Below are 24,343 nucleotides of genomic sequence, written 5' to 3' on the forward strand. Positions count from 1 at the left end.
ATGATAAACAAATTAGAAATAAAGTATCGAAATCAAAAACAATCATTTGAGATTTTAGACGAAGAAATTAGAGTAGATTTAAGTACTGCAAAACATAAATTAAAGTACAATATTCCATTAGAAGATATAGAAAATAGTTGGTTTATAGAAAAAGGAAGTCTTGACAAAACAACGGTGAGACTTTATACATCGCTTTTTTTAAATTTATTTTTAATTTTATGTCTAGTTGTTTTATTTAATAAGGCACCTCCATTGGCTTTTAAAATACTTTGTTCATTCCTCTTCTTACCATTTATTTTTATGATAATAAAAAATACCGAGGAATGTGAAGAAAAGCATTTAAGATCTTCAAAACATTTATATTTTATCTACACTAAAAAAAATGCTGCAGAAGTTGATGCTTTCATCGAATTAGTATATCAAAAACAGATCGAATTTTTCAGAAAAAAATATTTTTTAATTGATCCTGTATTACCACATAATCTTCAATATGAAAGATACATTTGGCTTTATTCTAATAAATATATCAATGAAAATGAATACGAAGTAATAAAAGAAGATTTAGATAGATACTTCAATTTTAATCCAAATATAATATGAAAACAATAGCCGTAATAGGAGCAGGAACAATGGGCAATGGAATTGCACACACCTTTGCACAAAGTGGTTTTACCGTAAAATTAATAGATGTTTCAGAGCAATCTTTAGATAAAGGAATGGCAACTATCGCCGCTAATTTAGACCGTATGATTGCAAAAGGGAGCATCACCCAAGAAGACAAAGCCAGAACAATTACCAATATAATTACCTACACGGATATCAAAGATGGTGTTGCTGGTGCTGATTTAGTGGTTGAAGCTGCTACCGAAAACATAGAATTAAAACTAAATATTTTCAAGCAATTGAACGAAGCGTGTTCTCATAACACAATTTTGGCAACTAACACTTCCTCTATCTCGATTACTCAAATTGGAGCAGTTGTTGCGCATCCAGAACGCGTTATTGGAATGCATTTTATGAATCCAGTACCCATAATGAAATTAGTAGAAATTATTCGCGGGTATAACACGAGTGACGAAGTAACTAAAACCATCATGATTCTTAGCGAGAAATTAGGAAAAACTCCTGTCGAAGTTAACGATTATCCTGGTTTTGTCGCTAATAGAATCTTGATGCCAATGATCAACGAAGCCATCGAAACCTTATACAACAAAGTGGCAGGTGTTTATGAAATTGATACGGTTATGAAACTTGGGATGGGACATCCAATGGGGCCTTTGCAATTAGCAGATTTTATTGGTCTTGATGTATGTTTAGCCATTTTAAATGTTATGTACGACGGTTTCAAAAACCCAAAATATGCACCTTGTCCGTTATTAGTCAATATGGTTCGTGCCGGAAAAATGGGTGTAAAATCTGGTGCAGGATTCTACGATTATTCTGCAAGCAAAAAAGCAGATACGATTTCTAAACAATTTATATAGTCTCAATGTTTAAAAGTCGAATGTCTTAAAGTCAGTTTCTTTAGACATTCGACTTTAAAACTTTAAGACTTTTGACATAATTATGGCTAAGATAGTTCCTTTCAAAGCAGTTCGTCCCACTCGTGACAAGGTATGTCTTGTCACTTGCCGGTCGTATGAAGAATATGTAAATGCCGAATTAGCGGCGCAACTGGACTTTAATCCGTTGTCATTTTTGCACATTTTAAAACCAGCTTACACCAATCCTGAAACAGTTTCTTTCGAAAAAAGATACCGCCAGGTCCATCAAAAATATCAAGATTTCAAAAATGAACTTATTTTAATAAAAGACAATAAACCTGCTATTTATATTCATAAGATTGTTACTAAAAAACACTCTTTTACCGGAATTATTGTGGGTACTAGTGTTGCGGATTATTGCAACAATATTATCAAAAAACATGAAGATATTATTGCTTTCAGAGTTCGATTGCTTAAAGACTACATGAAATATTCAGCGTTTAATACTGAACCTGTTTTGATGACTTATCCAGATAATAAAACGATTGAAAATTGGATTTTTAATTGTACTCAAAAACTAGCTGATTTTGAGTTTTCAACCACAAAAAAAGAAATTCATTATTTGTGGAAAATTGAAGACGCATTAGAAATTAATTGGTTACAAAATATATTTGAAAAGACAGATAATCTTTATATCGCTGACGGCCATCATCGTACCGAAGCGCTTAAATTACTATCTGAAGAAAACCAAGATCCTGAAAACACTGCCAAAAATCATATCTTAAGTTATTTAATCTCCGAAAACAATGTCAAAATATACGAATTCAACCGCTTGGTAAAAGATTTAAATGGATTCTCAAAAGAAGATTTCATAAAAGAACTGGATAAGAATTTCATTGTTGAAAATAAATTCCAACAACCTTTTCAGCCTTTTCTAAAACATCAATTCGGAATGTACCTCAAAAACGAATTTTATAGCTTAATTTTACGAGAAGAAAATAAGGTTTTCTCAACTGCTTTAGATAGTTTAGACACTCAAATTTTATATAAAAAAGTGTTGTTGCCACTTCTTGCCATTGTAGATTTACGCGATGATGAACGGATCGAATACCTTTCTGGGAAACAATCCATTCTAGAAGTCAAAGATAAAATAGACGGGGGAGAATTTGAAATTGGTTTTATCTTATTTCCATCCAACATTGGAGAAATAAAAGCTTTAGCAGATGCCAATTTGATAATGCCGCCAAAAAGCACCTACATTGAACCCAAATTCAGAAGCGGTTTAGTAGTGTATGAACTTTGAGATTTAAAATTAAAAAAACATTAAAATGTCAATAAAAAATAATTTATTAAATATAAAAACCACACTACCAGAACAAATAACCTTAGTAGCGGTTTCAAAAACAAAACCTGTATCAGACTTAATGGAGGCGTATGATGCTGGTCAACGTATTTTTGGTGAAAACAAAATCCAAGAAATGGCCGAAAAATGGGAACAAATGCCTAAGGACATTCAATGGCAAATGATAGGCCACGTTCAGACGAATAAAGTCAAATTTATGGCGCCATTTGTAAGCTTGATTCACGGTGTAGACAGTTTGAAATTACTACAAGAAATCAATAAACAAGCACTCAAAAACGATAGAATTATAGATTGCTTACTACAGATTCACATCGCGGAAGAGGAAACTAAATTTGGTCTTGACGATGAAGAACTTTCAACCCTCCTTTCATCAACCGAAATTCAGGAATTGAAAAACATTAGAATCGTTGGTTTGATGGGAATGGCTACTTTCACAGATAACAAAGATCAAGTTAAAAAAGAATTCACACATTTGAAATCAGTTTTTGATACCATTCGCAGTAAAGACGCACTGCAGAGTTTCTCTATATTATCTATGGGAATGTCCGGCGATTATCAACTTGCAATTGAATGCGGAAGCACTATGGTTCGAATAGGAAGTAGTATCTTTGGAGGACGATAATTGATTTTTGATTTGAGATTACTGATTTTTAATCTCAGACTTAAAAATATCTATTAGAAAACTGATTACTCAAAACTGAACACTGAATACATATTTTGTACGCAATACTCGACATAGAAACTACTGGAGGACAATTTAACGAAGAGGGAATCACGGAAATCGCCATTTATAAATTTAATGGGCATGAAGTGGTAGACCAATTTATCAGCTTAGTTAATCCAGAAATTCCAATACAACCCTTTGTGGTAAAACTAACTGGTATCAATAATGCCATGTTACAATCTGCACCTAAGTTTTTTGAAGTTGCAAAACGCATCATCGAAATGACAACTGATTGCGTAATCGTGGCTCATAACGCCTCTTTTGATTACAGAATCCTAAGAACTGAATTCAGAAGATTAGGATATGATTTTGAAGCTAGAACACTTTGCACGGTTGAATTATCTAAAAAACTATTACCCGAACAGCCTTCTCATAGTTTAGGCAAGCTCGTTCGCGCTCTTGGAATCCCAATGTCTGATCGCCACAGAGCCAGTGGTGATGCCTTGGCAACAGTCAAATTATTTAAAATTCTTTTAGATAAAGATCTAGAAAAAGAAATTGTAAAAGACTTTATTAAACTGGAAATAGAAAGAGGGATTGCTCCAAAATTACTAGAAATTATTTCCGGTTTACCTTCAAAAACAGGTGTTTACTACATTCATAATGAAAAGGGAAAATTAATATACATTGGCAAAAGCCTAAACATCAAAAAGCGTATTAATCAGCATTTTACGGGTACATCAAATAAATGTAAAAAAATCCAAGCGGAGGTATTTACAGTAACGTATGATGAAACTGGTTCCGAATTGATTGCTTTATTAAAAGAAAGTGAAGAAATAAAAATCAATAAACCTATCTACAATAGAGCACAACGAAAAAGTATTTTTCAAGTGGCTTTGTATGCAGAAAAAGATGAAAAAGGATATATTAATTTAAAACTTCAAAAAGCAGATGGTCGTAAAAAGGAAATTACCTCCTTTACTTCTATCCAAGAAGGAAAAAATGCTTTATTCAGAATAACTTCTCATTATAATTTATGTCAAAAATTGACTGGTTTATATGTTTCTAAAACGAACTGTTTTCAGTACACGATAAAAGAATGCGATGGCGCTTGTATTGGCAAAGTATCTCCAGAAGAATACAATGCCAGAGTACTTGCTTTTATAGAAAAAAATAGTTTCGAAAGTCAAAATATGGTGCTAATCGACAAAGGAAGAACCATCAGCGAACGATCAGCGGTTTTGATAGAAAACGGAATTTATAAAGGCTATGCTTTTTATGATTTAAATTATCAAATCAACAATATCGAAATTTTGAAAAATATTATTATTCCAATGCAAAACAATAGAGATACTCGCAATATAATACAAGGGAATATCAGAAAAAACAAATATTTAAAAACTCTAAAATTCTAATCGCAGCTAAATCTTTACTCTAAGTATGCAACGAATAAAATCAAAATTCAATACGTTTAGGCAAAAAATTAATATTGTAATTTACGGAACCAATACCGCTTCCGGACGATTATTTGACCTAATCCTTTTGGGAGTAATACTCATTAGCGTAATAATAGTAATGCTCGAAACAGTAAAGGGTTTCGACACGAAATACCACCAAGAGCTCATTATCTTAGAGTGGATTATTACTATTTTCTTTACTTTAGAATACATTCTTCGAATACTATCCATAAAAAAACCTTTAAAATACGTTCTCAGTTTTTATGGTATCATAGATCTGATAGCGACCTTACCCATGTATTTGTCCTTATTTTATTTTGGAGCAAGTGTATTAACGGTTGTTCGCGCCCTGAGATTACTCAGATTATTCAAGATTTTGAAGCATCCAAAATTTTCCAGTCAATCCACACACCTTAAAGAAGCACTTGTCGCAAGTAAAGGAAAAATATTAATTTTCATTTATTTCATGTTAATCAGCAGCATCATAATAGGTTCGATAATGTATGTAGTTGAAGGTAAAGAGGGCGGTTTTACAAGTATTCCAATTAGTATTTATTGGACTATTGTGACACTAACAACGGTAGGTTATGGTGACATTTCACCTATTACACCACTTGGTCAAGCCATCGCATCAGTAGTAATGATTATGGGTTACGGCATAATTGCAGTACCTACAGGAATTGTTTCAGCTGAGTTTGCCAACAGCAATCGTAAAAAACCAAAAGCTGACCGAATAAATCCTTGCGCCGCATGTGGCACGGAAGGACACGAGTATAACGCAAAATACTGCTACCATTGTGGTACAGAACTATAAATTATTAATTTGAAGCAATTCCAGCTGTACACTCCAACTCCTCGTTATTGCAGTTGTTTTTCTAAGGCATAAAAGGAGCTTCCTTTGGTCGCTCTTTTATACCTAGAAAAGCTAACTGCAATACCTCCGGGGTTTTCGTTTCCATCTGGGCTAAAAAAAAAATGAAATACTTAATCACAATTATTGGCCCCACAGCCATAGGAAAAACTTCCTTGAGCATCATTTTAGCTAATTATTTCAAGTGTGATATTTTATCCTGTGATAGCCGACAGTTTTTCAACGAAATGACCATTGGAACAGCAGTACCAAGCCAAGCAGAATTAGCTGCAGCTCGACATCATTTCATCCAAAACAAATCCATATTCGACAATTATACCGTTGGAGATTTCGAAAAAGAAGCGATCGCAAAACTGGACGAATTATTTTTAACTAATGATTATGCAATTCTCGTTGGCGGTTCTGGTTTATATGTCGATGCAATTTTAAAAGGTTTTGATGAATTTCCTGAGATTGATTCAATAATTCGTACAGAAATTACCACTAATTATGAAAAACTGGGAATTGGATATTTACAACAAAAACTTGAAGTTTTAGATCCTGATTATTACAAAACCTTAACCGCTGCAAATCCACAAACCTTGCAAAATCCGCAGCGAATGATGCGGTTTGTAGAAGTATGTATGGGTTCCGGAAAGCCGTATTCTTCTTTTTTAAATCAAAAGCAAAACAGCCGAAACTTTATGCCTATCCTAATTGGTCTGGAAGCTGATCGAAAAATAATTTATACCCGGATTAATCAACGCATTGACATTATGATGAACGAAGGCTTATTAGCTGAAGCCAAAACTTTATTTCCAAATAAAGACTTGAATGCACTACAAACAGTAGGTTATCGAGAGTTATTTCGTTATTTTGACCGAGAAATTTCATTAGAATTTGCCATTGAGGAAATAAAGAAAAATACAAGACGATTTTCCAAACGCCAATTGACTTGGTTCAAAAGAAATGAAAATACCAAATGGTTTGATTTTGAAGCTCCTTATGAAACTATTGTAGATTACATCAAATCAAAGAAGTAAACAAATAAATATCATATCTAAGAATCCAAATTTATAATTCATAATTATTTATATGCCAATTTCACCTAACTTCACATCTATTCTTAGCAAAGACTGGGAAATTAATTTTACGCAGTGCGCGCCAAACGGATTTTTAAAATACACTGATTTATGCGCTATATTACAATTAACAGCATCGGCACACTCTGAAACTGGGGGGATAAGCTTTACTGACATGCAAGAATATGACCAAGCTTGGGTGTTGAGTCGGATGCGAGTTGAAATCACAAGTTTACCGCAATCTGGTGATCTCGTAACAGTAAAAACATGGATTAATTCCTTAGAAAATTCTCGTTCAATACGGGCGTTAGAAATGTACCTAAATGGAAAAAAAATCGTGGGTTCCGAAACTTTTTGGGCTGTTTTTAATACTAAAAAACGTCGGCCAGAAGCATTAGCTTTACCATTTGAACATTTTGAATTATATCCTGAAAAGAGAGCTACTCAAGAAGGTTTTTCTAAAATTAATTTTAATCAAGAAAAAGAAATGGTTTTTGAAAAAAGCGTTTTTTTATCTGATTTAGACATTGTCAATCATGTAAATAACGTTAAATATCTGGAATGGTGCATGGACTTAGTTGATGAACAGTTAATTCTGGATCAAAAAATCGAAAGTTTTGAGATGAATTTCTTAAAGGAATTATCACTAAAAGACAACGTGATAATTCATGAAAATAGTTCTAAAGGTGAAACTGTTTTCAGTATTACAAAAGACGAAAAAACATGTTTTGCTTTGCAATTAAACTGGAAATAAACAGATCACAACTAAAAAAAAAGCCTCAATTTCTTGAGGCTTATATCTATTTATTCTGTTACTTTATTCTTAACAACTAATCTAAATCCTTCACCGTGGATGTTTAAAATTTCCACATCTTCATCTAGTTTCAAATACTTTCTTAACTTAGCGATATACACATCCATACTTCTAGACGTGAAATAATTATCATCTCTCCATATTTTTGTCAACGCTAATTCTCTTGGCATTAAATCATTTTCATGAAGAATCAACATCTTCAATAAATCATTTTCTTTTGGAGATAATTTGATAGGCTCATCAGTATTAAAAGTCAAGAAACGTAGTTTTGAATTCAGGTGGAATTTACCAATATTGAATTCAAATTGAACTTGCTCTGCTCTAGTATCTGATGATTTTCTTTGAATTATTGCTTTAATTTTCATCAGCAATACTTCGGAATCAAAAGGTTTGTTTAGGTAATCATCCGCACCAGCTTTATAACCTCTTAACACGTCCTCTTTCATCGATTTAGCAGTAAGAAAAATGATAGGAACTTCGTTGTTTTTTTCTCTAATTTCTTTTGCTAAAGTATAACCATCTTTATAAGGCATCATTACATCCAGAATACATAAATCATAAGTATCCTTTTTGAATTTCTCGAATCCTTCCATTCCATTTTTTGCTAAAGTGACATCAAAATCATTTAGCATTAAATAGTCTTTCAAAACGGCTCCAAAATTTAAATCATCTTCAACTAAAAGTATTTTCTTATTTACATTTTCCATATTCTAATTTATTAATGGTAATTTTATTATGAAGGTACTCCCTTTTCCCTTTTCACTTTCTACATAAACTTGACCGTTGTGGTCATCTACAATTCTTTTAACATACGCTAGGCCTAATCCATGACCTTTTACATTATGAATGTCACCCGTATGTTCTCTATAAAACTTTTCAAAAATTCTTTTTTGAGCAACTTTACTCATTCCTAAACCATTATCTTTTACTTTAATAATAACCATATCTTTGACATTTTCAGTACAAATGTCAATTTCTGGTACGTTTGGTGAATATTTTATCGCATTTTCTAAAATATTTACTATTACATTAGTAAAATGGACATCATTGATCAAAACAGTAGTCCTCAAGGCATCAAAATGGCTTCTAATAGTTCCTTCTCTATCTTCTAATATTAAGTTTACATGTTCAATAGCCTCATTGATGATATCGTGAACATTATGCGATTCTTTGATAATATCTAGTTCTCTTTTTTCTAATTTAGAAATTCTCAGTACGTTTTCTACCTGTGCATGCATGCGCTTATTCTCATCTTTAATCATCTGAAGGTATCGCAACACCTTTTCCTTATCATCAATTATCTTAGGATTCTTTATGGCATCTAAAGCTAAATTAATTGTCGCTATTGGAGTTTTAAACTCATGAGTCATATTATTAATGAAATCATTTTTAATTTCAGAAATTTGACGTTGCCTGATTAATTGATTCAACGCACTAGAGTAAGCAATTAAAATAATCAGAGTAAAAACAATTGAAAGCACTGTGATACTTACCAATTCTGATAATAAAAATTTCTTTTTAAGTGGAAATGTGACTAATAATTCATATTTACTACTGCCTTCATTATCTATAAAAACAGGAATTGAATAGGTTGCATCTTTATCATACTTAAAAGCATTTGATTTAATTTTAGTTGCCAAATTATCACTGTAAATACCAAATTCAAATTTAGTTTCAATACCATGCTCGTCTAATTCTTTCTTGATCAGTTTTTGTAAAACATCACTAGAAACGCGTTCTTCTAAAGGCATTGCGGATAATACATCTTTTGCCGAAATTTTAAAAAGAGCATTATCCAATACATCTAAATTTCCAGATTTTTCAATTCTAACATCTGGAATCAAACTGCGATTTACCCCTAATTTATCAACCGAATTGTTATTGTAAACTTCAGTAACTCGTTTAGAACTAAAATTTTTAAACTTTTCGCTATCAAATTTCTTATCAAAGAACGTGGGTGAAATTTTATAATCCTCTGATATTATACTGTTTGAATAAACAATAGTTTTATTTGTTCTAGAATTTTTTTGCACATAATAAAATTCTAGTATATCGTCCTTTTCAGGAACTTTACCGGTACTATCTTTATAATGATTTATTTTATCATAAAAATTATACTCCTCTTGTTTTTGAAGTTTATTCGCTACATTAGCGATTACTTGTTTTACATGAAACTTAAATTGCTCATCATTATTTTTAAAGGAGGTATTGAACCAATATACTTGCACCAAGATTATTCCAATCAAGGACAAGCTCATTAACAAAACTAGTAATCTAAAAAAAAGTTTATTCATCGAAACAAATTTAGCATTTTAACAATATATTAAATAATAGATTAACCAAACATTAACAATCATGCCTGTTTTTATGCAATCTTTAATATTTTAAGAATTTTATCTGCTTCACGTTTTGCAGTTTCGAAAGAAGAATTTTGAATTACAAAATCACTTCTTTCAATTCTTTGTTTATCAGTCCATTGTGAATTTATTCGTTTTAAAACAAGATCTCGGGTGGTTTTATCTCTTGCCATTACCCGTTCAATTCTTGATTCTATTGGCGCTGTAACTGTGATTATCAAATCACAATCTTTATGCCTTCCGCTTTCAAACAAAATAGCTGCTTCATAAATGATAAAAGGAACCTTTGTCTGTTGCAAAAGCCACTCCTCAAAATGTTTTTTTACAGCCGGATGAACAATAGTATTCAATTTTTCTAATTTTAAAGGTTCAGTAAATACTATTTGAGCTAGTTTTTCCCGATTCAACACATCAGTATCAAAAACAGCACTACCAAATTCTTTTTTTATAGTTTTTAAAATTTCAACCGATTGCATGACTTTTTTTGCTTCTTCATCAGCAATGTAAACGGGAATCCCAAAAGATTGAAAATACTTCGCGATCGTGGTTTTACCACTTCCTATTCCACCTGTTAAACCAATAATTTTTGTCATTTTATATTTTAAAAAATAATTCTGGAAAAGCTTCTTGCGGTTTTTGCTTTAGAATAATAACTTTATAATAGGATTGCATAAAGCCAGTTCCGTACCCATAGAACTGTTTCCAAACCGCTATAATTGACAAATATCCTATCTTAATACTTTTATTCTGATAAGAAGATACCAGAAAGAGCACCAAAAAATAAATAAAATACAATTGAAGCAGATAATCAAAATTGAAGATTAACAATAGTACCATTGAAAAGAAAAATCCAATAATAAAAACCGAAGGAAAGAAAAAAGTGAGTTTATTGTACTTTGGATACCAACTATTTAAAATCGGTCGTGCTTTTCCAAATTTGTTGACCTGACTTGAAAACTTCTCCCAATCGATTCTTCGCTTATGATATACAAATGCTTTTGGAAAAAGTTTGGTTTCAAAACCCAAGTTCCACAAACGAATTGACAAATCAGGGTCTTCACCGGGATGAATATTTCCAAAACCATTGGAAGCCTCGAAAGCTTTTCTAGATAATCCCATATTAAAACTCCTAGGTTGAAATTTATCAATTTTCTCAGAGCCGCCTCGTATTCCGCCTGTAGTTAGAAAAGAAGTCATTGCAAAATTAATTGCTTTTTGAATATCTGAAAAACTATCCAAAGCTTTATCTGGACCCCCAAAACAATCTACATAATTTTGCTTTAAAGCCATATCAACTTCTAATAAATACTCCTTTGGAATAATACAATCCGAATCAAAAATAATAAAATAGTCTCCTTTGGCATTTTTCATACCATAATTTCTAGAGTCACCAGGTCCTGAATTTTCTTTGTAATAATAGGAAATGTCAAGTCTATCTTTATATTTATCGGCTATATCCTTACATAATAATGTAGAACCATCTTCTACTAGTACAATTTCAAAAATTTCTTTGTAAGTTGTACGGGACAAACTTTCTAAAAGCTCGTCTACTTCATCAGGACGATTGTAAACTGGAATTATTAAGGAAAATAGCATAAATAAGGATGTGGAGTTACTATATTTTAAGTCTTGAAAATTTTTTAACAAATATAATCTTTATCCATAAAAAAACCATCAACTATTAATTGATGGTTTTCAAAAAAATATTTTGCGATACTATTGAATTAAGATATACTTTCTATATTTACCACTTCATTTGTGTCCGCTTTGTAATCTACAGTATCCACATCGAAACCAAATAGGTTGTAAAAATCTTTTCTGTATCCTACTAAATCTCCTATTTCAGATAAATTTTCAGTTACAGCTTCTTTCCATAATTTAGCTACTTTTTCTTGTACATCAGCTCGCATTTCTAGATCGTCAATACGAATTCTTCCTTTCTCATCAACCGGAACTTCATTTCCTGTAAACAATCGTTCTTGGTACAAACGTTGAATTTGCTCGATGCAACCTTCATGAATCCCCTCTTCTTTCATTATTTTATACAATAAGGAAATATACAACGGAATAACCGGAATAGCAGAACTTGCTTGTGTAACCAGTGCTTTGTTTACCGAAACAAATGCTTTTCCATCAATTCCAGCTAAACTGTCTGTGATAGCAAATGCAGTTGCTTCAAGATGATCTTTGGCACGACCAATTGTCCCTTTTCTATAAACTGCTTCGGTCAATGATGGTCCTATATAAGAATAAGCAACCGTTGTAGCTCCAGGTGCTAATAAATTTTCAGCTTTTAGAGCATCAATCCACATGGCCCAATCTTCACCACCCATAACAGCGACTGTATTTTCAATATCATCACCACTGCAGGGTTCAATAGAAATTTCTGAAACCTTTCCAGAATGAAAATCAACTGTTTTATTGGTAAAAGTACTTCCTATAGGTTTTAAAACTGAGCGATGCAAAATACCGGTTACCGGGTGCATGCGTACAGGAGAAGCCAAACTATAGATTATTAAGTCTACTTGACCTAGATCAGCCTTGATAAGATTTACTACTTGTTGCTTTACTTCATTTGAAAATGCATCACCATTGATACTTTTTGCATACAAACCAACTTTGTGTGCTTCCGTTTCAAAAGCGGCAGAATTATACCAACCTGGTGAAGCAGTTTTTCCTTCAGAAGGTGCTTTTTCAAAAAACACACCAATTGTAGCTGCTTCAGAACCAAAAGCACTTGATATTCTGGAAGCTAAACCAAAACCAGTTGAAGCTCCAATTACTAATACTTTTTTAGCTCCGTTTATCGAACCTTTTGATTTAACGTATTCTATTTGATTTTTAACATTTTGTTCGCATCCTTTTGGGTGTGATGTCGTACAAATAAATCCTCTCATTCTAGGTTCAATAATCATATTTTTGGTTATTCGTTTATTTAATTAATCTTCAAATACTCTTTTCTACTATTTATTTACCACCATAAAAAGGGACAAATATAAAGCAATAAATTAATTCAGCAAGGCTTTGGCATGATTTAAGGCGGAGTCGGACACGACAGTACCTGACAGCATTTGAGCGATTTCAACGACTCTTTCGTCGGTACTTAGTAATTTCAATTCTGATTGTGTGTCCTCCCCAACAGTCGATTTAAATACTTTGAAATGTGCATTTCCTTTAGCTGCAATTTGTGGTAGATGCGTAATCGCAAAAATTTGCATTTCCTGACTCATTTCTTTCATTATCTCACCCATTCTTATGGCTATTTCACCGGAAACGCCGGTATCTATTTCATCAAAAATTAAGGTTGGCAGTTTTGAGTATTGTGCCAAAATAGCTTTAACAGCAAGCATGATCCTAGACATTTCTCCGCCAGAAGCTACTTTTTTTAATAAACCAAAGTTGGTTCCTTTATTAGCTGAAAACAAAAACTGAAGTTCATCCTTTCCATTTGCAAAATAGGTTTCAGTAGTCTTTATAGCAATATTAAAACGAACATTTGGCATTCCTAAGGTTTCAAGAATAATAATCAGTTTTTGAGATAGAATTGGAATCGCCGTTAATCTATTTGCATGAATTGTAGTCGAAAAAGCATCTAATTCGATTGTTTTTTGTTCGATAGAAACGGTCAATGCAGCAATCTCCTCTTCCATCGTACCTAATTCCAAAACTGAATTCTCAAGGTCAGATTGAATTTCCAGCAATTCATCTACCGTTGCAACCTGATGTTTCTTTTGTAAAGTAAAAATAACCTGAAGCTTTTGACTGATTAAATCCAATTGTTCGGGATCATTTATCAATTTTTCGGAACAGCGATTCATTTCATCCGAAATATCATCAAACTCAATCGTTAAACTGCTAATCCGTTCTAATAAAGAATTATAGTCTGTTGAAAAAGAACTTATTTTTTGTAAAGAAATTTTAATTTCATTCAAATTATACAAAACACCAATCTGTTCTTCATTGGCTACAGCCAAAGCTTTATCGATAGACTCTTTTATAATCTCAACATTATTCAACTTCTCAAAATCAACCTCAAGAGTTTCCTGCTCGCCTGACTTTAATTGAGCAGCAATTAATTCCTCTAATAAGAAAGTGTTATACTCCTGCTCTTTTTTAGATTCATTTTGCTTTTTTAAAAGCGTATTTAATTTGGATTTATCCGTCTTATAGCTTTTTAAAAGCGACTGATATTCTAGAATTGTTTCTTTATTATTGGCAATTGCATCTATAATTTCGAACTGTACATTCTCATCTGAAAGTTCTTGAGTTTGCTGTTGCGAATGAATATCAATCAAGAATAAGCTCAATTCCTGCAACTCCTGAAGATTTACGGGACTGTCGTTTACAAATGCGCGTGATTTTCCTGAAGGCAAAATTTCACGTCTAATGATCGTTTCGTTTTCAAAATCTAAATCATTGGCCTCAAAAAATGGACGCAAATTATATTTTGAAATTTCAAAATGGGCTTCAATGACACATTTTTCTTCTTTATTTTTTAAGGATGTTAAATCAGCTCTTTTTCCTAAAACCAATCCCAATGCGCCTAAAATTATAGATTTACCAGCACCCGTTTCTCCAGTAATCGTAGAGAAACCTTTTGAAAAATCGATAGTCAATTTTTCTATTAAAGCATAGTTTTTTATCGAAAGTGACGTTATCATTTTTATTTATTTTTTGTGATGATGAGCTAGAATTATACTAAAATTGGAAAATAATTAATATTTAATCAAGGCCCATTTACTAACGTTTAAAGGAGAGATTTTAACCAGATTATCCACTAAATCAGAAATAGGTATGCTGGGTCCACCGGAGAACAGAGATACAATTTCATCTGATTTTGCATCAAAAAAGACACGAGTCAAAAAAGCATTTGGCCTTGAAGCATTTAATTTAGCCAAATCATTTAATGATCCTTTTATTTTTTCTTTAGACATTTTTAAATCTTGACTCATTAAATCTAAGCCAGTATGATAATCAAATATCGTTTGTCTGATTTGTTTAAAAGCCGGTGATAAAATATCGTTGACCAAAAAATATCGGTTTTGATTTCCATCAGCTTGACTCCACCCTTTTGAACCTCCCTGTTGTGCAATGTTTAAGATATCTTGAGCAGTTTCAAAATAAGAATTCCCCGATTCTAATACAAATGTATCCGCATCCAATCCCAAAATCACATAACTGTAAAAAGAAAGAACAGAAACCAAATTAGAATCAAAGCTGGTTGGATTAAAAATTAAATTTTCAAACTCGGTGTATTTAAAACTAAAGTCTTTATCGTTATAATTTAAAACTGGTGAAGCGTAGGAGGAATTAAAAATAGGTCTTGATGATTGCACCTGGATAGTAGCAATAAATTGGTCTGAATTATTGGCAGAAACGGTGATATAAAGCGAACAGTTAATTTTTTCGTTTTGTTTGACCGCTTGACCAGTCCAATCTGTTTTATTTACAAACTCACCGATTGAAGTCTGTAATGTTTTAAAAACCTGTTGATTGGTTACACTCAATCGTTGCGCATCTACAGTGACCGTACAATTTAATTGTTGTGCTTGGACAAATCCAAAAATAAAAAGCAGCAAAAAAGTAAGTATTTTATTCATCTGTAGATTTCCATTTTTATTATCACTATCAATCACAACTATAACTGACTCTTACATTATCATACACTACTTTAGTTTTTCAAAATGTGCTATTACTTTATTGAGTATATCTTCCGCAACGGATTCTTTTGACTTTAATTCCATCGGTTCCTGATTAAAAAACTGATCGATAAAAGTAACTTTATTTGTTGGTTTTCCAAAACCAGCACCCTGATCCTGCAGCGAGTTTAAAACTATCAAATCTAAGTTTTTTTTCTGAATTTTTTGTTTTGCATTTTCAATTTCATTTTCTGTTTCCAAAGCAAAACCTATCAGAAACTGATTTTTCTTTAGTGCACCCAAAGACGCTAAAATGTCTTTCGTTTTCTCGAGTTCAATGACAAAATTATCAGCGGCTTTTTTAATTTTTTGTTTCGCAATATTCTTTGGTTTGTAATCTGCAACAGCTGCTGCTGCTATAGCCACATCTACATCCCCAAAAAACTGATGACAAGCGACGTACATTTCTTCTGCGGAGATTACATTAATAATCGTAATCAAAGGATTTGAAACATTATAATTTGTTGGTCCAGAGACTAAAATTACAGCTGCTCCCAAATTGGCAGCACATGTAGCAATATCATAACCCATTTTACCTGAAGAATGATTACCTATAAAACGAACAGGATCGATTGCTTCATAAGTAGGCCCAGCAGTTACCAAGATTTTTTTTCCTTTAAGTGGTAATTTACTACTTAAATCATCCTCTATAAAAGCCACAATATTCTCTGGTTCCGCCATCCTACCTTCTCCAGATAATCCACTTGCTAATTCGCCTGTTTCAGCAGGTATTATTACATTACCAAACTGGGCCAATGAATAGAAATTAGCAATTGTTGACGGATGTTTATACATATCTAAATCCATTGCTGGAGCAAAATATACTGGACATTTAGCAGATAGATAGGCTGCAATCAACAGATTATCACAAGTACCACTAGTCATTTTAGACAACGTATTTGCTGTAGCTGGCGCAATAATCATCAAATCAGCCCAAAGTGCTAATTCAACATGATTATTCCATTTTTCATTTTCATCTTCTTCATTATAAAAACTGGAATACACCGGATTTTTAGATAAAGTAGACAATGTAAGAGGAGTTACAAAATCCTTAGAAGCAGGTGTCATTATCACTTGGACATGCGCACCTGCTTTTATAAAAAGTCGTACTAATGAAGCGGTTTTATAGGCTGCAATTCCACCGGAAACTCCTAGTAAAATTTTCTTACCGTTTAAAACTGACATAGTACCTGTTATTTATTTGAATCTCTGTGGTATATTTTACCATCCAACCATTCTTGTACTGCTAAAGCGTGAGGCTTTGGTAGTTTTTCGTAAAACTTAGAAACCTCAATTTGTTCTTTATTTTCAAAAACTTCCTCAAGACTATCATTATATGTCGCAAATTCTTCCAATTTCTCAGTCAATTCTTTTTTAATTTCAGAATTGATTTGGTTTGCTCTTTTAGCCATAATGGTTATTGCTTCATATACATTACCAGTAGGTTCTTCAATAACAGTTTTGTTGTATGTTATTGTATTTACTGGAGCATTCGTCTTTTTTAAATCCATGACTTTATTTATTTGTAAATTTTTGTAAATCGTTTTCTATTTGAGCTAACATTTGGTTTGCTACTTTTTTATATTTAGTATCTGTATTAAATTTCAACAAATTCGCATGTGCTGTTTTGGCAACATTCAAACGCTCTTCCATTTTTGAAGGAACACTATTAATGGCCAATTGGTATGCGGAATCTAATTTATAATACAAAGCATCTTCTTTAAATGGTGTTCCTGGGTAATCAGCTACAAAGTTATCTAAAGCAATTATCGCTGACTTGAAATCAGAAATAGTATTGTACCCTTTAGCATTTTCAAATACTTTTTTTTGAATTTTTTCACTCAGCACTTGAACGGAACTATTGGCATCTGCCATATATTCTGAATTAGGATACGTATCGATAAATGCTTGCAATTTATCTAATGCTTTGTTTGTATCGGTTTGGTCTAAGCTATACATAGGCGATAACATAGAATAACTTTTTGCACCTAAATATGCCGCTTCTTGTAACTTTTCACTTTTAGGATATCCAGAAACAAAACTTTCAAATTGGTATCCTGCTAAATAATATTGTTTTGTTTTGTAATAGGATTGAGCAAACATATAAAATAATTTTTCGGCTTGAGGCTTTCCTCTGTAAGCTGGACCAATTTGCTCAAAAATACGTATTGCTTTTGAATACTTACCCGCATCGTATAATTTAGTTGCCATGTCAAACTTGACAGCTACATCTTCGGATTTTAGTGCTCTTTGGTATTCGTTACAAGAACTAAAAATAACCACAAGAAGTAGTAGAGATATTATTTTTTTACTCAACATTTAATATTGTTTTTTAGATTTCGTGAATCTTTGATTTCCTTTTTTCACTTTTATAATGCTTTCTTTGGTTGAAACAACCTACGAAATCATACCGAAGTTTCGGTGGCAAATTTAGTTATTAATTTAGCGACTTCAAAATATATTTTTTGTTTAAAAAAACACTGCTATTTTACTCTATTTACTGATTTTTTTTACAAATTGATCGATTCTGTCGGCTAAATCATCATCTACCTTAACTAAAGGTAACCTCACCGTATTTTCTGAAATTCCTAGTGAAAGAAACACTTGTTTGATACCTGCTGGATTTCCTTGTTCAAAAATCATATTGATACAATCTGTTAATAGATACTGCGTTTTAAAAGCTTCATCCACTTTACGATTTAATCCCAAACGAATCATTTCAGAAAATTCTTTAGGAAAACCTTGTCCAATTACAGAAATCACGCCTGCACCTCCCGCTAAAACCATTGGCAAAGCAATCATATCATCCCCGGAAATTACTAAAAAATCTTTTGGTTTGTCTTTTAATAATTGCATCGCCTGAACTAGATCTCCTGCCGCTTCCTTGATCGCTACAATATTTTCAAAATCATTTGCTAAACGCAAAACGGTTGAAGGCAACATATTACTCGCCGTTCTACCTGGAACATTATATAATATTACTGGAATTGGAGAGGCTTCGGCAACTGCTTTAAAATGTTGATAAATACCTTCCTGCGTTGGCTTATTATAATAGGGAGATACTGAAAGTATAGCTGCAAAAGCTGACAAATCTCTTGTTTTCAATTCGTCAACAACTTTCAACGTGTTGTTGCCACCAACACCAAGTATTAACGGCAAAACACCATTATTAGCGTCGATTACGGTACGAATTACTAATTCCTTTTCATCGGGTGATAAAGTTGCATTTTCTGCAGTTGTACCTAATATAACTAGATATTCAATTCCACCATCGATTGAAAAATTTACTATTTTTTTTAATGCTTCAGTATCAATTGAAAAATCTTGTTTAAAAGGAGTTACAAGAGCAACACCTGTTCCTATTAATGATTGCATATTATATTTTGTTTAATAATTTTAAATATTTAAATAATTCCGTTACAAAAACATGGTAGTTAGTGACGTGTGTCTTGATCATAAAATGGTTGAATCGTTTATCAATTGAGGAAAAACCCACCTTGAATTGCGCTTTTGAATTATGTGTAATTAGCAACAAAATTGCTTTCTCTACGTCGTAATAGCTGATTAATAGGTCAAACTTTTTGTTCATAAAATCATTTACTTCTGTAGAGACAATTTGTCCTTTCCAATTGAGAATTCGAGTGCTAAACAAATGATAATTCTTACCGTCACCTACCATTGAATTAACATTGAAACCAATTATTGTAATGTTTTCAGGCAAAATACCGTAGGACATAATTTCCTTGACTAGTAATTCTGTATCGGCAAAATCTATTGTATTAACAACTAAACCAATTGTTTGCACAGCACTAATAGAATCATCATTTTTTAAATTTTGAAAGCTATTTTTTAATGTTTTTTTTACAATAAAATCCTTTATATAATTTAAAAACATAGTACTTTTACTTGATTACAAAATTAATTAATTAGTCGCATTTAAAATGGTAAATCTAAAAAAGTATAACGACGTTTCTAAACTTTTTGTTATATTCTTAACATTTTTGTTTGTTGTTTCGTGTAGCAAACAAAATTATTACATTACTAAAATAGAAGGAAAACAAATCCCGATAACTGAAAAGGGAAATCAAGTACCTCAAATAGAAAATTTCATCAAACCATATCGGGAACGCATCAATAAAGATCTAGACAGTGTACTGGCTTATTGTCCGGAAACATTGGATAAGAGTTCTGGGAAATGGCAAAGTACAATTGGCAATTTGATGGCCGATGTTACTTTAAACAAAGGAAACGTGGTTTTTGAAATGAGAGAAAAAAAGAAAATCGATATTTGTTTGCTCAATAGCGGAGGAATTCGTGCTATACTTCCAAAGGGAAATGTAACAGCGAGAACCGCTTTTGAAATTATGCCTTTTGAAAACAGTCTCGTTGTTATTGCTCTAAAAGGGGAACAAATTCTTGAAATCGTAGATTACTTTATTGCCGAAAAAAAACCACATCCATTATCAGGATTAACCTTTACCATTGACAAAAATAATCTTCCAAAAAATATTTTAGTTCAAGGAAAACCGGTTCAAAAAGATACTCTTTATTATGTAGGAACTAATGATTATTTAGCAAATGGTGGCGATAACATGAATTTCTTTAAAAAAGGAATCATGAAATATGACCTAAATTATAAATTACGTAACATTCTTATTGATTATTTCAAAGAAGTGGATACCATTCCGGTACTCAAGGATGTTCGAATAATGGTTGAATAAAAAACAAGGTTTTAGAGTTCAGTGAGAACATTCTAAAACAACCGAAAATAAAATTTAAAATAAAAATCCTTTTGCATTGTTTGTTTACGATCAAAAAGATTGTAATGAAAAGGGCGAAGCGGTTACAAAAAAACATAAAATGAAAAGAAGAGAATTTATAGGAAAAACAGCTGCGAGTTCAGCTTTATTAAGTTTAGGTTTATCACTAAGCAGTTTTGAATCGTCTAAGACTAAACATTTGACGGTTTTACACACTAATGATGTACATAGTTATATAGATCCTTTTCCGTCTGATCATCCCAGAAATGCAAATATGGGTGGTGTAGCGCGCCGAGCAGCCTTGATTGAAACAATTCGAACAGAAAATCCAAACGTGTTGTTGCTTGATGCTGGTGATATTTTTCAAGGAACGCCTTATTTTAATTATTATGGCGGTGAATTAGAGTTCAAATTGATGAGCATGATGCAGTATGATGCCTCTACAATAGGAAACCATGATTTTGACAATGGTGTTGAAGGTTTACATGCGCAAATGCCACACGCTAAATTTGAGTTTCTATCCGCTAATTACGATTTTAAAAACACTGTAATGAATGGTTTTGTAAAACCCTATAAAATATTCAACAAAAACGGATTAAAAGTTGGTGTTTTTGGTCTTGGAATTGAGCTTGCAGGATTAGTTGACAAGGGAATGTACAAGGAGACAATTTACAATGACCCAGTAGAAGCAGCTCAAGATATGGTTCGGATTTTAAAGAAAGAACAGCAATGTGATATTGTAATTTGTCTATCACATTTAGGTTATCAATACAGAAATGAGTCCACCAAAATTTGTGATTTAAAATTAGCCGAGTTAACTCAGGATATAGATTTAATTATTGGTGGTCACACCCATACTTTTCTCGATAAACCAACCGTTAAAAAGAATCTCGTTGGACAAGACGTTTTAGTAAATCAGGTAGGTTGCTACGGTATAAATCTGGGAAGAATAGATTTCTATGTAGATAACAACAAGTCAAAAGCTTTTGAAGGTAAATCAATAATAGTGTAAGTTCCACAGATTTCCTATTGAAAAAATCAGATTCTACTCTTTTAAGTTGTTAATAAACAAAACACAAAGATTCTTTATAAATATTAGATTTCTGTAATTGATTTTTCTGAATCTATTACAAATTTATAAAAAGAATAGTATGCCATAACATGCAATATCATTCCCAATGGTCTAAAATAGGTAATGGTTAAATTAGCTGAAAACCATTTTTCTATAAATACAATAAAGTAAAGTCCTATTGACAACAAACCAAATATGGACAGCCAAGGACTCTCTTTAGTTTCGTTCATAAAATAATTTGATAAAACAATACCACCAATTATGGACACTAAAATATTTTGAATAACCAAATAGTTATAGCTGCCCTCAGGAATTTCAACTGATGAAGAAATCAGATATGAAAAAATAAAAATAAATGGAAAAAATGCAATTATAATAGGTATGAAATCTTTAGTCTTGTTAAGTTTTAAAATATAAAAAATAAGAATCATTCGGTGCACTACAAAACTAATAACACCATATAGCAATAGCTTATCAGGATCTATTTCCATTACAATACTAGAAACTAGAGCAAAGAAAATCGTAGTAAAAAAAACAAAACTCCTTTCTTTGGAAGTAATCCAATACAAACACATTAAGAGCATTAAAGTAAGTGGTCTAAAAGCAAATAATAGTGGTTCAAAAGAAATAATTTCTGCTAAAATTTCAATAACAGCAAAAGAAAAGTACAAGCCAATAAAAGTGTTCTCTAATACTATTCCGTTTTTCTTAGTCAATCTAAACATCCACATTGTTATCATCAAGCATTGACATAAAATCATCTTCTGAAATTATGGGAACCTTCAATTTATCTGCTTTTTCTAATTTAGCTGGTCCCATATTGTCTCCTGCAATAACATAATTCGTTTTTGCTGAAATAGCGCTTCCCACTTTACCTCCATTATCTTCAATAGCTTGTTTTAAATCATCTCTTGAAAATCTTGTAAAAACACCTGAAACTACAAACGTTTTCCCTACAAGTTTATCGGTAGCATTTAGATTTATTTTTTCAATGATTTCAAATTGTATTCCATACTTTTTGAGCCTATCAATGCTGACTATATTGTCGTGATTTTGAAAAAAATCAATAACACTTTGGGCAATTCGTTCTCCAATTTCATCTACTAAGACTAAATCCATCAAAGTAGCCTGACGCAAAGCATTAATATTCTTATAATGTTTGGCTAGTTTTTTAGCGACAGTTTCACCCACAAAACGGATTCCAAGAGCATAGAGAACGCGTTCAAAAGGAATATTCTTTGAATTAGCAACACCATTTACTAAATTTTCAGCTGATTTTTGAGCCATCCGTTCTAAAGGAAGAATTTGATCTACTGTTAATTCGTACAAGTCTGCATAATTATGTACTAAACCATTATTAAAAAGCAAAGTAACTGTCTCGCTTCCAATCCCCTCAATATCCATTGCCTTTCTCGAAATAAAATGCTGGATTCTACCAATAATCTGAGGTGGGCAGCCATAAAAATTAGGACAATAATGATTGGCTTCTCCTTCACCTCTAATTAATTCAGTTTGACATTCCGGACAACGACTAATATATATTGTAGGTACTGAGTTTTCAGGACGCTTACTCAAATCCACAGCAATAATTTTAGGAATAATCTCTCCTCCTTTTTCAACAAAAACGGTGTCACCAACACGGATATCTAATTTTTCAATTTGATCCGCATTATGCAAAGAAGCTCGCTTCACAATAGTTCCTGCCAATTGAACCGGTTCTAAATTAGCAACTGGCGTTATAGATCCTGTTCGTCCAACTTGATACGAAATGGACTTTAAATGCGTCGAAACCTGTTCAGATTTGAATTTATAGGCAATTGCCCACCGAGGAGATTTAGCTGTAAAGCCTAATTCATCCTGATAATAGAAAGAATTAACTTTTACCACTACTCCATCGGTTTCATAAGGAAGCGTATGCCTGTGCGTATCCCAATAATCAATGTATTGAAAAACCTCATCTAAGTTATGCGCCAGCTTTGCTTCCTTTGGAGCTTTAAATCCCCATTTTCTTGCCGTTTCTAAACTTTCAAATTGTGATTTAAAAGGAAGGTTATTTCCAATTATAAAGTACAACAAGCAATCTAAAGGTCTTTTTGCTACTTCGGCACTATCTTGCAATTTTAAACTTCCCGAAGCCGTGTTTCTCGGATTTGAATATGGTAATTCACCAATTTCAATTAATTCTTGGTTCATTTTTTCAAAACCGGCAAAAGGCAAGATAATCTCGCCACGCACATCAAATGTAGTAGGAAAATTTCCTTTCAATTGTAACGGAATCGACCTTATGGTTTTGATATTATTAGTTACATCGTCTCCTTGAAAACCATCTCCGCGAGTTACAGCTCGCTTTAGTTTTCCATTTTCGTAAGTAATGCTTATTGATGCACCATCGTATTTTAACTCGCACGTATATTCTATTGGAACATCGCCTAGAACCCTTTGAATACGTTTTTCCCAATCAATAAGATCCTCCTTCGAATACGAATTGTCAAGAGAATACATTCTGTGTTCGTGAGGAACAGTTTGAAAATTTTTAGTAATGGTGCCTCCTACTCGTTGTGTAGGAGAATTATCGTCAAAATATTCAGGATACTTATTTTCTAACTCTTGAAGTTGTTTTAATTTTACATCGAATTCAAAGTCAGATATTATCGCATTATCCAAAACATAATAATTATAATTATGTTGATTTAATTCTTCCCTTAATTTTTGAATCGTATTTTGAATATCCATAGAAAATA

Annotated in this window: 24 protein-coding genes; 10 read left to right on the forward strand and 14 right to left on the reverse strand. The window is 32.3% G+C overall.

Annotated features, from left to right (window positions below):
- The 8 genes from ACEN2F_RS01840 (at nucleotide 1) to ACEN2F_RS01875 (ending at nucleotide 7,654) form a co-directional block, all read left to right on the forward strand.
- Nucleotides 1-600, forward strand: a complete 600-nt coding sequence (locus ACEN2F_RS01840) for a hypothetical protein (protein ID WP_441735285.1) — start codon at nucleotides 1-3, stop codon at nucleotides 598-600.
- Nucleotides 597-1,484 (forward strand): 3-hydroxyacyl-CoA dehydrogenase family protein, encoded by an 888-nt coding sequence (locus ACEN2F_RS01845; protein WP_441735287.1) that lies wholly within the window; start codon nucleotides 597-599, stop codon nucleotides 1,482-1,484. Before ACEN2F_RS01840 ends, ACEN2F_RS01845 begins: the two co-directional genes overlap by 4 nt.
- An 82-nt stretch (nucleotides 1,485-1,566) precedes the next feature.
- On the forward strand, nucleotides 1,567-2,787 hold the full coding sequence (locus ACEN2F_RS01850; protein ID WP_441735290.1) for a DUF1015 domain-containing protein: 1,221 nt from the start codon (nucleotides 1,567-1,569) through the stop codon (nucleotides 2,785-2,787).
- A 25-nt stretch (nucleotides 2,788-2,812) separates the two neighbouring features.
- The gene (locus ACEN2F_RS01855; protein ID WP_441735293.1) at nucleotides 2,813-3,469 is read left to right on the forward strand and encodes a YggS family pyridoxal phosphate-dependent enzyme; all 657 of its coding nucleotides are present in this window, start codon (nucleotides 2,813-2,815) and stop codon (nucleotides 3,467-3,469) included.
- 95 nt (nucleotides 3,470-3,564) lie between these two features.
- A complete protein-coding gene (locus ACEN2F_RS01860) occupies nucleotides 3,565-4,926 on the forward strand; it encodes an exonuclease domain-containing protein (RefSeq protein ID WP_441735295.1) in 1,362 nt (453 codons plus the stop codon).
- 25 nt (nucleotides 4,927-4,951) lie between these two features.
- A complete protein-coding gene (locus ACEN2F_RS01865) occupies nucleotides 4,952-5,782 on the forward strand; it encodes an ion transporter (RefSeq protein ID WP_441735298.1) in 831 nt (276 codons plus the stop codon).
- Between the two features lie 161 nt (nucleotides 5,783-5,943).
- Complete coding sequence (gene miaA, locus ACEN2F_RS01870) at nucleotides 5,944-6,861, forward strand: tRNA (adenosine(37)-N6)-dimethylallyltransferase MiaA (RefSeq protein WP_441735300.1); 918 nt, start codon at nucleotides 5,944-5,946, stop codon at nucleotides 6,859-6,861.
- Between the two features lie 52 nt (nucleotides 6,862-6,913).
- Nucleotides 6,914-7,654, forward strand: coding sequence for an acyl-[acyl-carrier-protein] thioesterase (locus tag ACEN2F_RS01875; protein WP_441735302.1), 741 nt, complete (start codon nucleotides 6,914-6,916; stop codon nucleotides 7,652-7,654).
- 50 nt (nucleotides 7,655-7,704) lie between these two features.
- Here ACEN2F_RS01875 and ACEN2F_RS01880 read toward each other — a convergent pair whose 3' ends face one another.
- The 12 genes from ACEN2F_RS01880 to ACEN2F_RS01935 form a co-directional block, all read right to left on the reverse strand.
- Nucleotides 7,705-8,421, reverse strand: coding sequence for a response regulator transcription factor (locus ACEN2F_RS01880; RefSeq protein WP_441735304.1), 717 nt, complete (start codon nucleotides 8,419-8,421; stop codon nucleotides 7,705-7,707).
- Between the two features lie 3 nt (nucleotides 8,422-8,424).
- Nucleotides 8,425-10,008: a sensor histidine kinase gene (locus ACEN2F_RS01885; protein WP_441735307.1), complete on the reverse strand. Its 1,584-nt coding sequence runs from the start codon at nucleotides 10,006-10,008 to the stop codon at nucleotides 8,425-8,427.
- Between the two features lie 71 nt (nucleotides 10,009-10,079).
- Complete coding sequence (coaE, locus tag ACEN2F_RS01890; protein ID WP_441735309.1) at nucleotides 10,080-10,664, reverse strand: dephospho-CoA kinase; 585 nt, start codon at nucleotides 10,662-10,664, stop codon at nucleotides 10,080-10,082.
- Between the two features lies 1 nt (nucleotide 10,665).
- Entirely contained in the window at nucleotides 10,666-11,667 is a 1,002-nt protein-coding gene (locus tag ACEN2F_RS01895) for a glycosyltransferase (RefSeq protein WP_441735311.1), read from the reverse strand.
- 128 nt (nucleotides 11,668-11,795) lie between these two features.
- Entirely contained in the window at nucleotides 11,796-12,986 is a 1,191-nt protein-coding gene (fabV, locus tag ACEN2F_RS01900) for an enoyl-ACP reductase FabV (RefSeq protein WP_441735313.1), read from the reverse strand.
- Between the two features lie 93 nt (nucleotides 12,987-13,079).
- A complete protein-coding gene (gene recN, locus ACEN2F_RS01905; RefSeq protein ID WP_441735315.1) occupies nucleotides 13,080-14,732 on the reverse strand; it encodes a DNA repair protein RecN in 1,653 nt (550 codons plus the stop codon).
- A 54-nt stretch (nucleotides 14,733-14,786) separates the two neighbouring features.
- Nucleotides 14,787-15,671, reverse strand: a complete 885-nt coding sequence (locus ACEN2F_RS01910; RefSeq protein ID WP_441735318.1) for a DUF4835 family protein — start codon at nucleotides 15,669-15,671, stop codon at nucleotides 14,787-14,789.
- Between the two features lie 66 nt (nucleotides 15,672-15,737).
- Nucleotides 15,738-16,955, reverse strand: a complete 1,218-nt coding sequence (gene coaBC, locus ACEN2F_RS01915; RefSeq protein WP_441735320.1) for a bifunctional phosphopantothenoylcysteine decarboxylase/phosphopantothenate--cysteine ligase CoaBC — start codon at nucleotides 16,953-16,955, stop codon at nucleotides 15,738-15,740.
- 8 nt (nucleotides 16,956-16,963) lie between these two features.
- Nucleotides 16,964-17,281 (reverse strand): DNA-directed RNA polymerase subunit omega, encoded by a 318-nt coding sequence (locus tag ACEN2F_RS01920; RefSeq protein WP_026709525.1) that lies wholly within the window; start codon nucleotides 17,279-17,281, stop codon nucleotides 16,964-16,966.
- A gap of 4 nt (nucleotides 17,282-17,285) precedes the next feature.
- Entirely contained in the window at nucleotides 17,286-18,089 is an 804-nt protein-coding gene (locus tag ACEN2F_RS01925; RefSeq protein WP_441735323.1) for an outer membrane protein assembly factor BamD, read from the reverse strand.
- A gap of 174 nt (nucleotides 18,090-18,263) precedes the next feature.
- Nucleotides 18,264-19,145: a 4-hydroxy-tetrahydrodipicolinate synthase gene (gene dapA / locus ACEN2F_RS01930; RefSeq protein WP_441735326.1), complete on the reverse strand. Its 882-nt coding sequence runs from the start codon at nucleotides 19,143-19,145 to the stop codon at nucleotides 18,264-18,266.
- Nucleotide 19,146: 1 nt separating this feature from the next.
- Nucleotides 19,147-19,665 carry a DUF6913 domain-containing protein gene (locus ACEN2F_RS01935; protein ID WP_441735328.1) on the reverse strand — a complete coding sequence of 173 codons (519 nt, stop codon included), beginning with the start codon at nucleotides 19,663-19,665 and terminating at the stop codon, nucleotides 19,147-19,149.
- Nucleotides 19,666-19,711: 46 nt separating this feature from the next.
- On the opposite strand from ACEN2F_RS01935, the gene ACEN2F_RS01940 reads away from it, so the two are divergent.
- Together ACEN2F_RS01940 and ACEN2F_RS01945 are read left to right on the forward strand one after the other, a co-directional pair.
- Nucleotides 19,712-20,491: a 5'-nucleotidase C-terminal domain-containing protein gene (locus ACEN2F_RS01940; protein WP_441735330.1), complete on the forward strand. Its 780-nt coding sequence runs from the start codon at nucleotides 19,712-19,714 to the stop codon at nucleotides 20,489-20,491.
- Nucleotides 20,492-20,630: 139 nt separating this feature from the next.
- Nucleotides 20,631-21,542: a bifunctional metallophosphatase/5'-nucleotidase gene (locus ACEN2F_RS01945; RefSeq protein ID WP_441735332.1), complete on the forward strand. Its 912-nt coding sequence runs from the start codon at nucleotides 20,631-20,633 to the stop codon at nucleotides 21,540-21,542.
- 83 nt (nucleotides 21,543-21,625) lie between these two features.
- On the opposite strand, the gene ACEN2F_RS01950 is transcribed toward ACEN2F_RS01945, so the two are convergent.
- Nucleotides 21,626-22,363: a hypothetical protein gene (locus tag ACEN2F_RS01950; protein WP_441735335.1), complete on the reverse strand. Its 738-nt coding sequence runs from the start codon at nucleotides 22,361-22,363 to the stop codon at nucleotides 21,626-21,628.
- Complete coding sequence (ligA, locus tag ACEN2F_RS01955) at nucleotides 22,320-24,335, reverse strand: NAD-dependent DNA ligase LigA (protein ID WP_441735338.1); 2,016 nt, start codon at nucleotides 24,333-24,335, stop codon at nucleotides 22,320-22,322. Before ligA ends, ACEN2F_RS01950 begins: the two co-directional genes overlap by 44 nt.
- Nucleotides 24,336-24,343 lie beyond the last annotated feature (8 nt).

This window comes from Flavobacterium sp. W20_MBD1_R3, assembly GCF_052119725.1.
Lineage (GTDB): Bacteria > Bacteroidota > Bacteroidia > Flavobacteriales > Flavobacteriaceae > Flavobacterium.

Excerpts from the sequence above, each read along its gene's own strand:
- ACEN2F_RS01845 (WP_441735287.1), top strand. The coding sequence starts at position 597 with ATGAAAACAATAGCCGTAATAGGAGCAGGAACAATGGGCAATGGAATT.
- ACEN2F_RS01910 (WP_441735318.1), bottom strand. The coding sequence starts at position 15,671 with ATGAATAAAATACTTACTTTTTTGCTGCTTTTTATTTTTGGATTTGTC.
- ACEN2F_RS01840 (WP_441735285.1), top strand. The coding sequence starts at position 1 with ATGATAAACAAATTAGAAATAAAGTATCGAAATCAAAAACAATCATTT.
- ACEN2F_RS01855 (WP_441735293.1), top strand. The coding sequence starts at position 2,813 with ATGTCAATAAAAAATAATTTATTAAATATAAAAACCACACTACCAGAA.
- coaBC (WP_441735320.1), bottom strand. The coding sequence starts at position 16,955 with ATGTCAGTTTTAAACGGTAAGAAAATTTTACTAGGAGTTTCCGGTGGA.
- recN (WP_441735315.1), bottom strand. The coding sequence starts at position 14,732 with ATGATAACGTCACTTTCGATAAAAAACTATGCTTTAATAGAAAAATTG.
- fabV (WP_441735313.1), bottom strand. The coding sequence starts at position 12,986 with ATGATTATTGAACCTAGAATGAGAGGATTTATTTGTACGACATCACAC.
- ACEN2F_RS01920 (WP_026709525.1), bottom strand. The coding sequence starts at position 17,281 with ATGGATTTAAAAAAGACGAATGCTCCAGTAAATACAATAACATACAAC.
- ACEN2F_RS01935 (WP_441735328.1), bottom strand. The coding sequence starts at position 19,665 with ATGTTTTTAAATTATATAAAGGATTTTATTGTAAAAAAAACATTAAAA.
- miaA (WP_441735300.1), top strand. The coding sequence starts at position 5,944 with ATGAAATACTTAATCACAATTATTGGCCCCACAGCCATAGGAAAAACT.
- ACEN2F_RS01945 (WP_441735332.1), top strand. The coding sequence starts at position 20,631 with ATGAAAAGAAGAGAATTTATAGGAAAAACAGCTGCGAGTTCAGCTTTA.
- ACEN2F_RS01875 (WP_441735302.1), top strand. The coding sequence starts at position 6,914 with ATGCCAATTTCACCTAACTTCACATCTATTCTTAGCAAAGACTGGGAA.
- ACEN2F_RS01885 (WP_441735307.1), bottom strand. The coding sequence starts at position 10,008 with ATGAATAAACTTTTTTTTAGATTACTAGTTTTGTTAATGAGCTTGTCC.
- ACEN2F_RS01950 (WP_441735335.1), bottom strand. The coding sequence starts at position 22,363 with ATGATTTTATGTCAATGCTTGATGATAACAATGTGGATGTTTAGATTG.
- ligA (WP_441735338.1), bottom strand. The coding sequence starts at position 24,335 with ATGGATATTCAAAATACGATTCAAAAATTAAGGGAAGAATTAAATCAA.
- coaE (WP_441735309.1), bottom strand. The coding sequence starts at position 10,664 with ATGACAAAAATTATTGGTTTAACAGGTGGAATAGGAAGTGGTAAAACC.
- ACEN2F_RS01850 (WP_441735290.1), top strand. The coding sequence starts at position 1,567 with ATGGCTAAGATAGTTCCTTTCAAAGCAGTTCGTCCCACTCGTGACAAG.
- ACEN2F_RS01895 (WP_441735311.1), bottom strand. The coding sequence starts at position 11,667 with ATGCTATTTTCCTTAATAATTCCAGTTTACAATCGTCCTGATGAAGTA.
- ACEN2F_RS01880 (WP_441735304.1), bottom strand. The coding sequence starts at position 8,421 with ATGGAAAATGTAAATAAGAAAATACTTTTAGTTGAAGATGATTTAAAT.
- dapA (WP_441735326.1), bottom strand. The coding sequence starts at position 19,145 with ATGCAATCATTAATAGGAACAGGTGTTGCTCTTGTAACTCCTTTTAAA.
- ACEN2F_RS01940 (WP_441735330.1), top strand. The coding sequence starts at position 19,712 with ATGGTAAATCTAAAAAAGTATAACGACGTTTCTAAACTTTTTGTTATA.
- ACEN2F_RS01865 (WP_441735298.1), top strand. The coding sequence starts at position 4,952 with ATGCAACGAATAAAATCAAAATTCAATACGTTTAGGCAAAAAATTAAT.
- ACEN2F_RS01925 (WP_441735323.1), bottom strand. The coding sequence starts at position 18,089 with ATGTTGAGTAAAAAAATAATATCTCTACTACTTCTTGTGGTTATTTTT.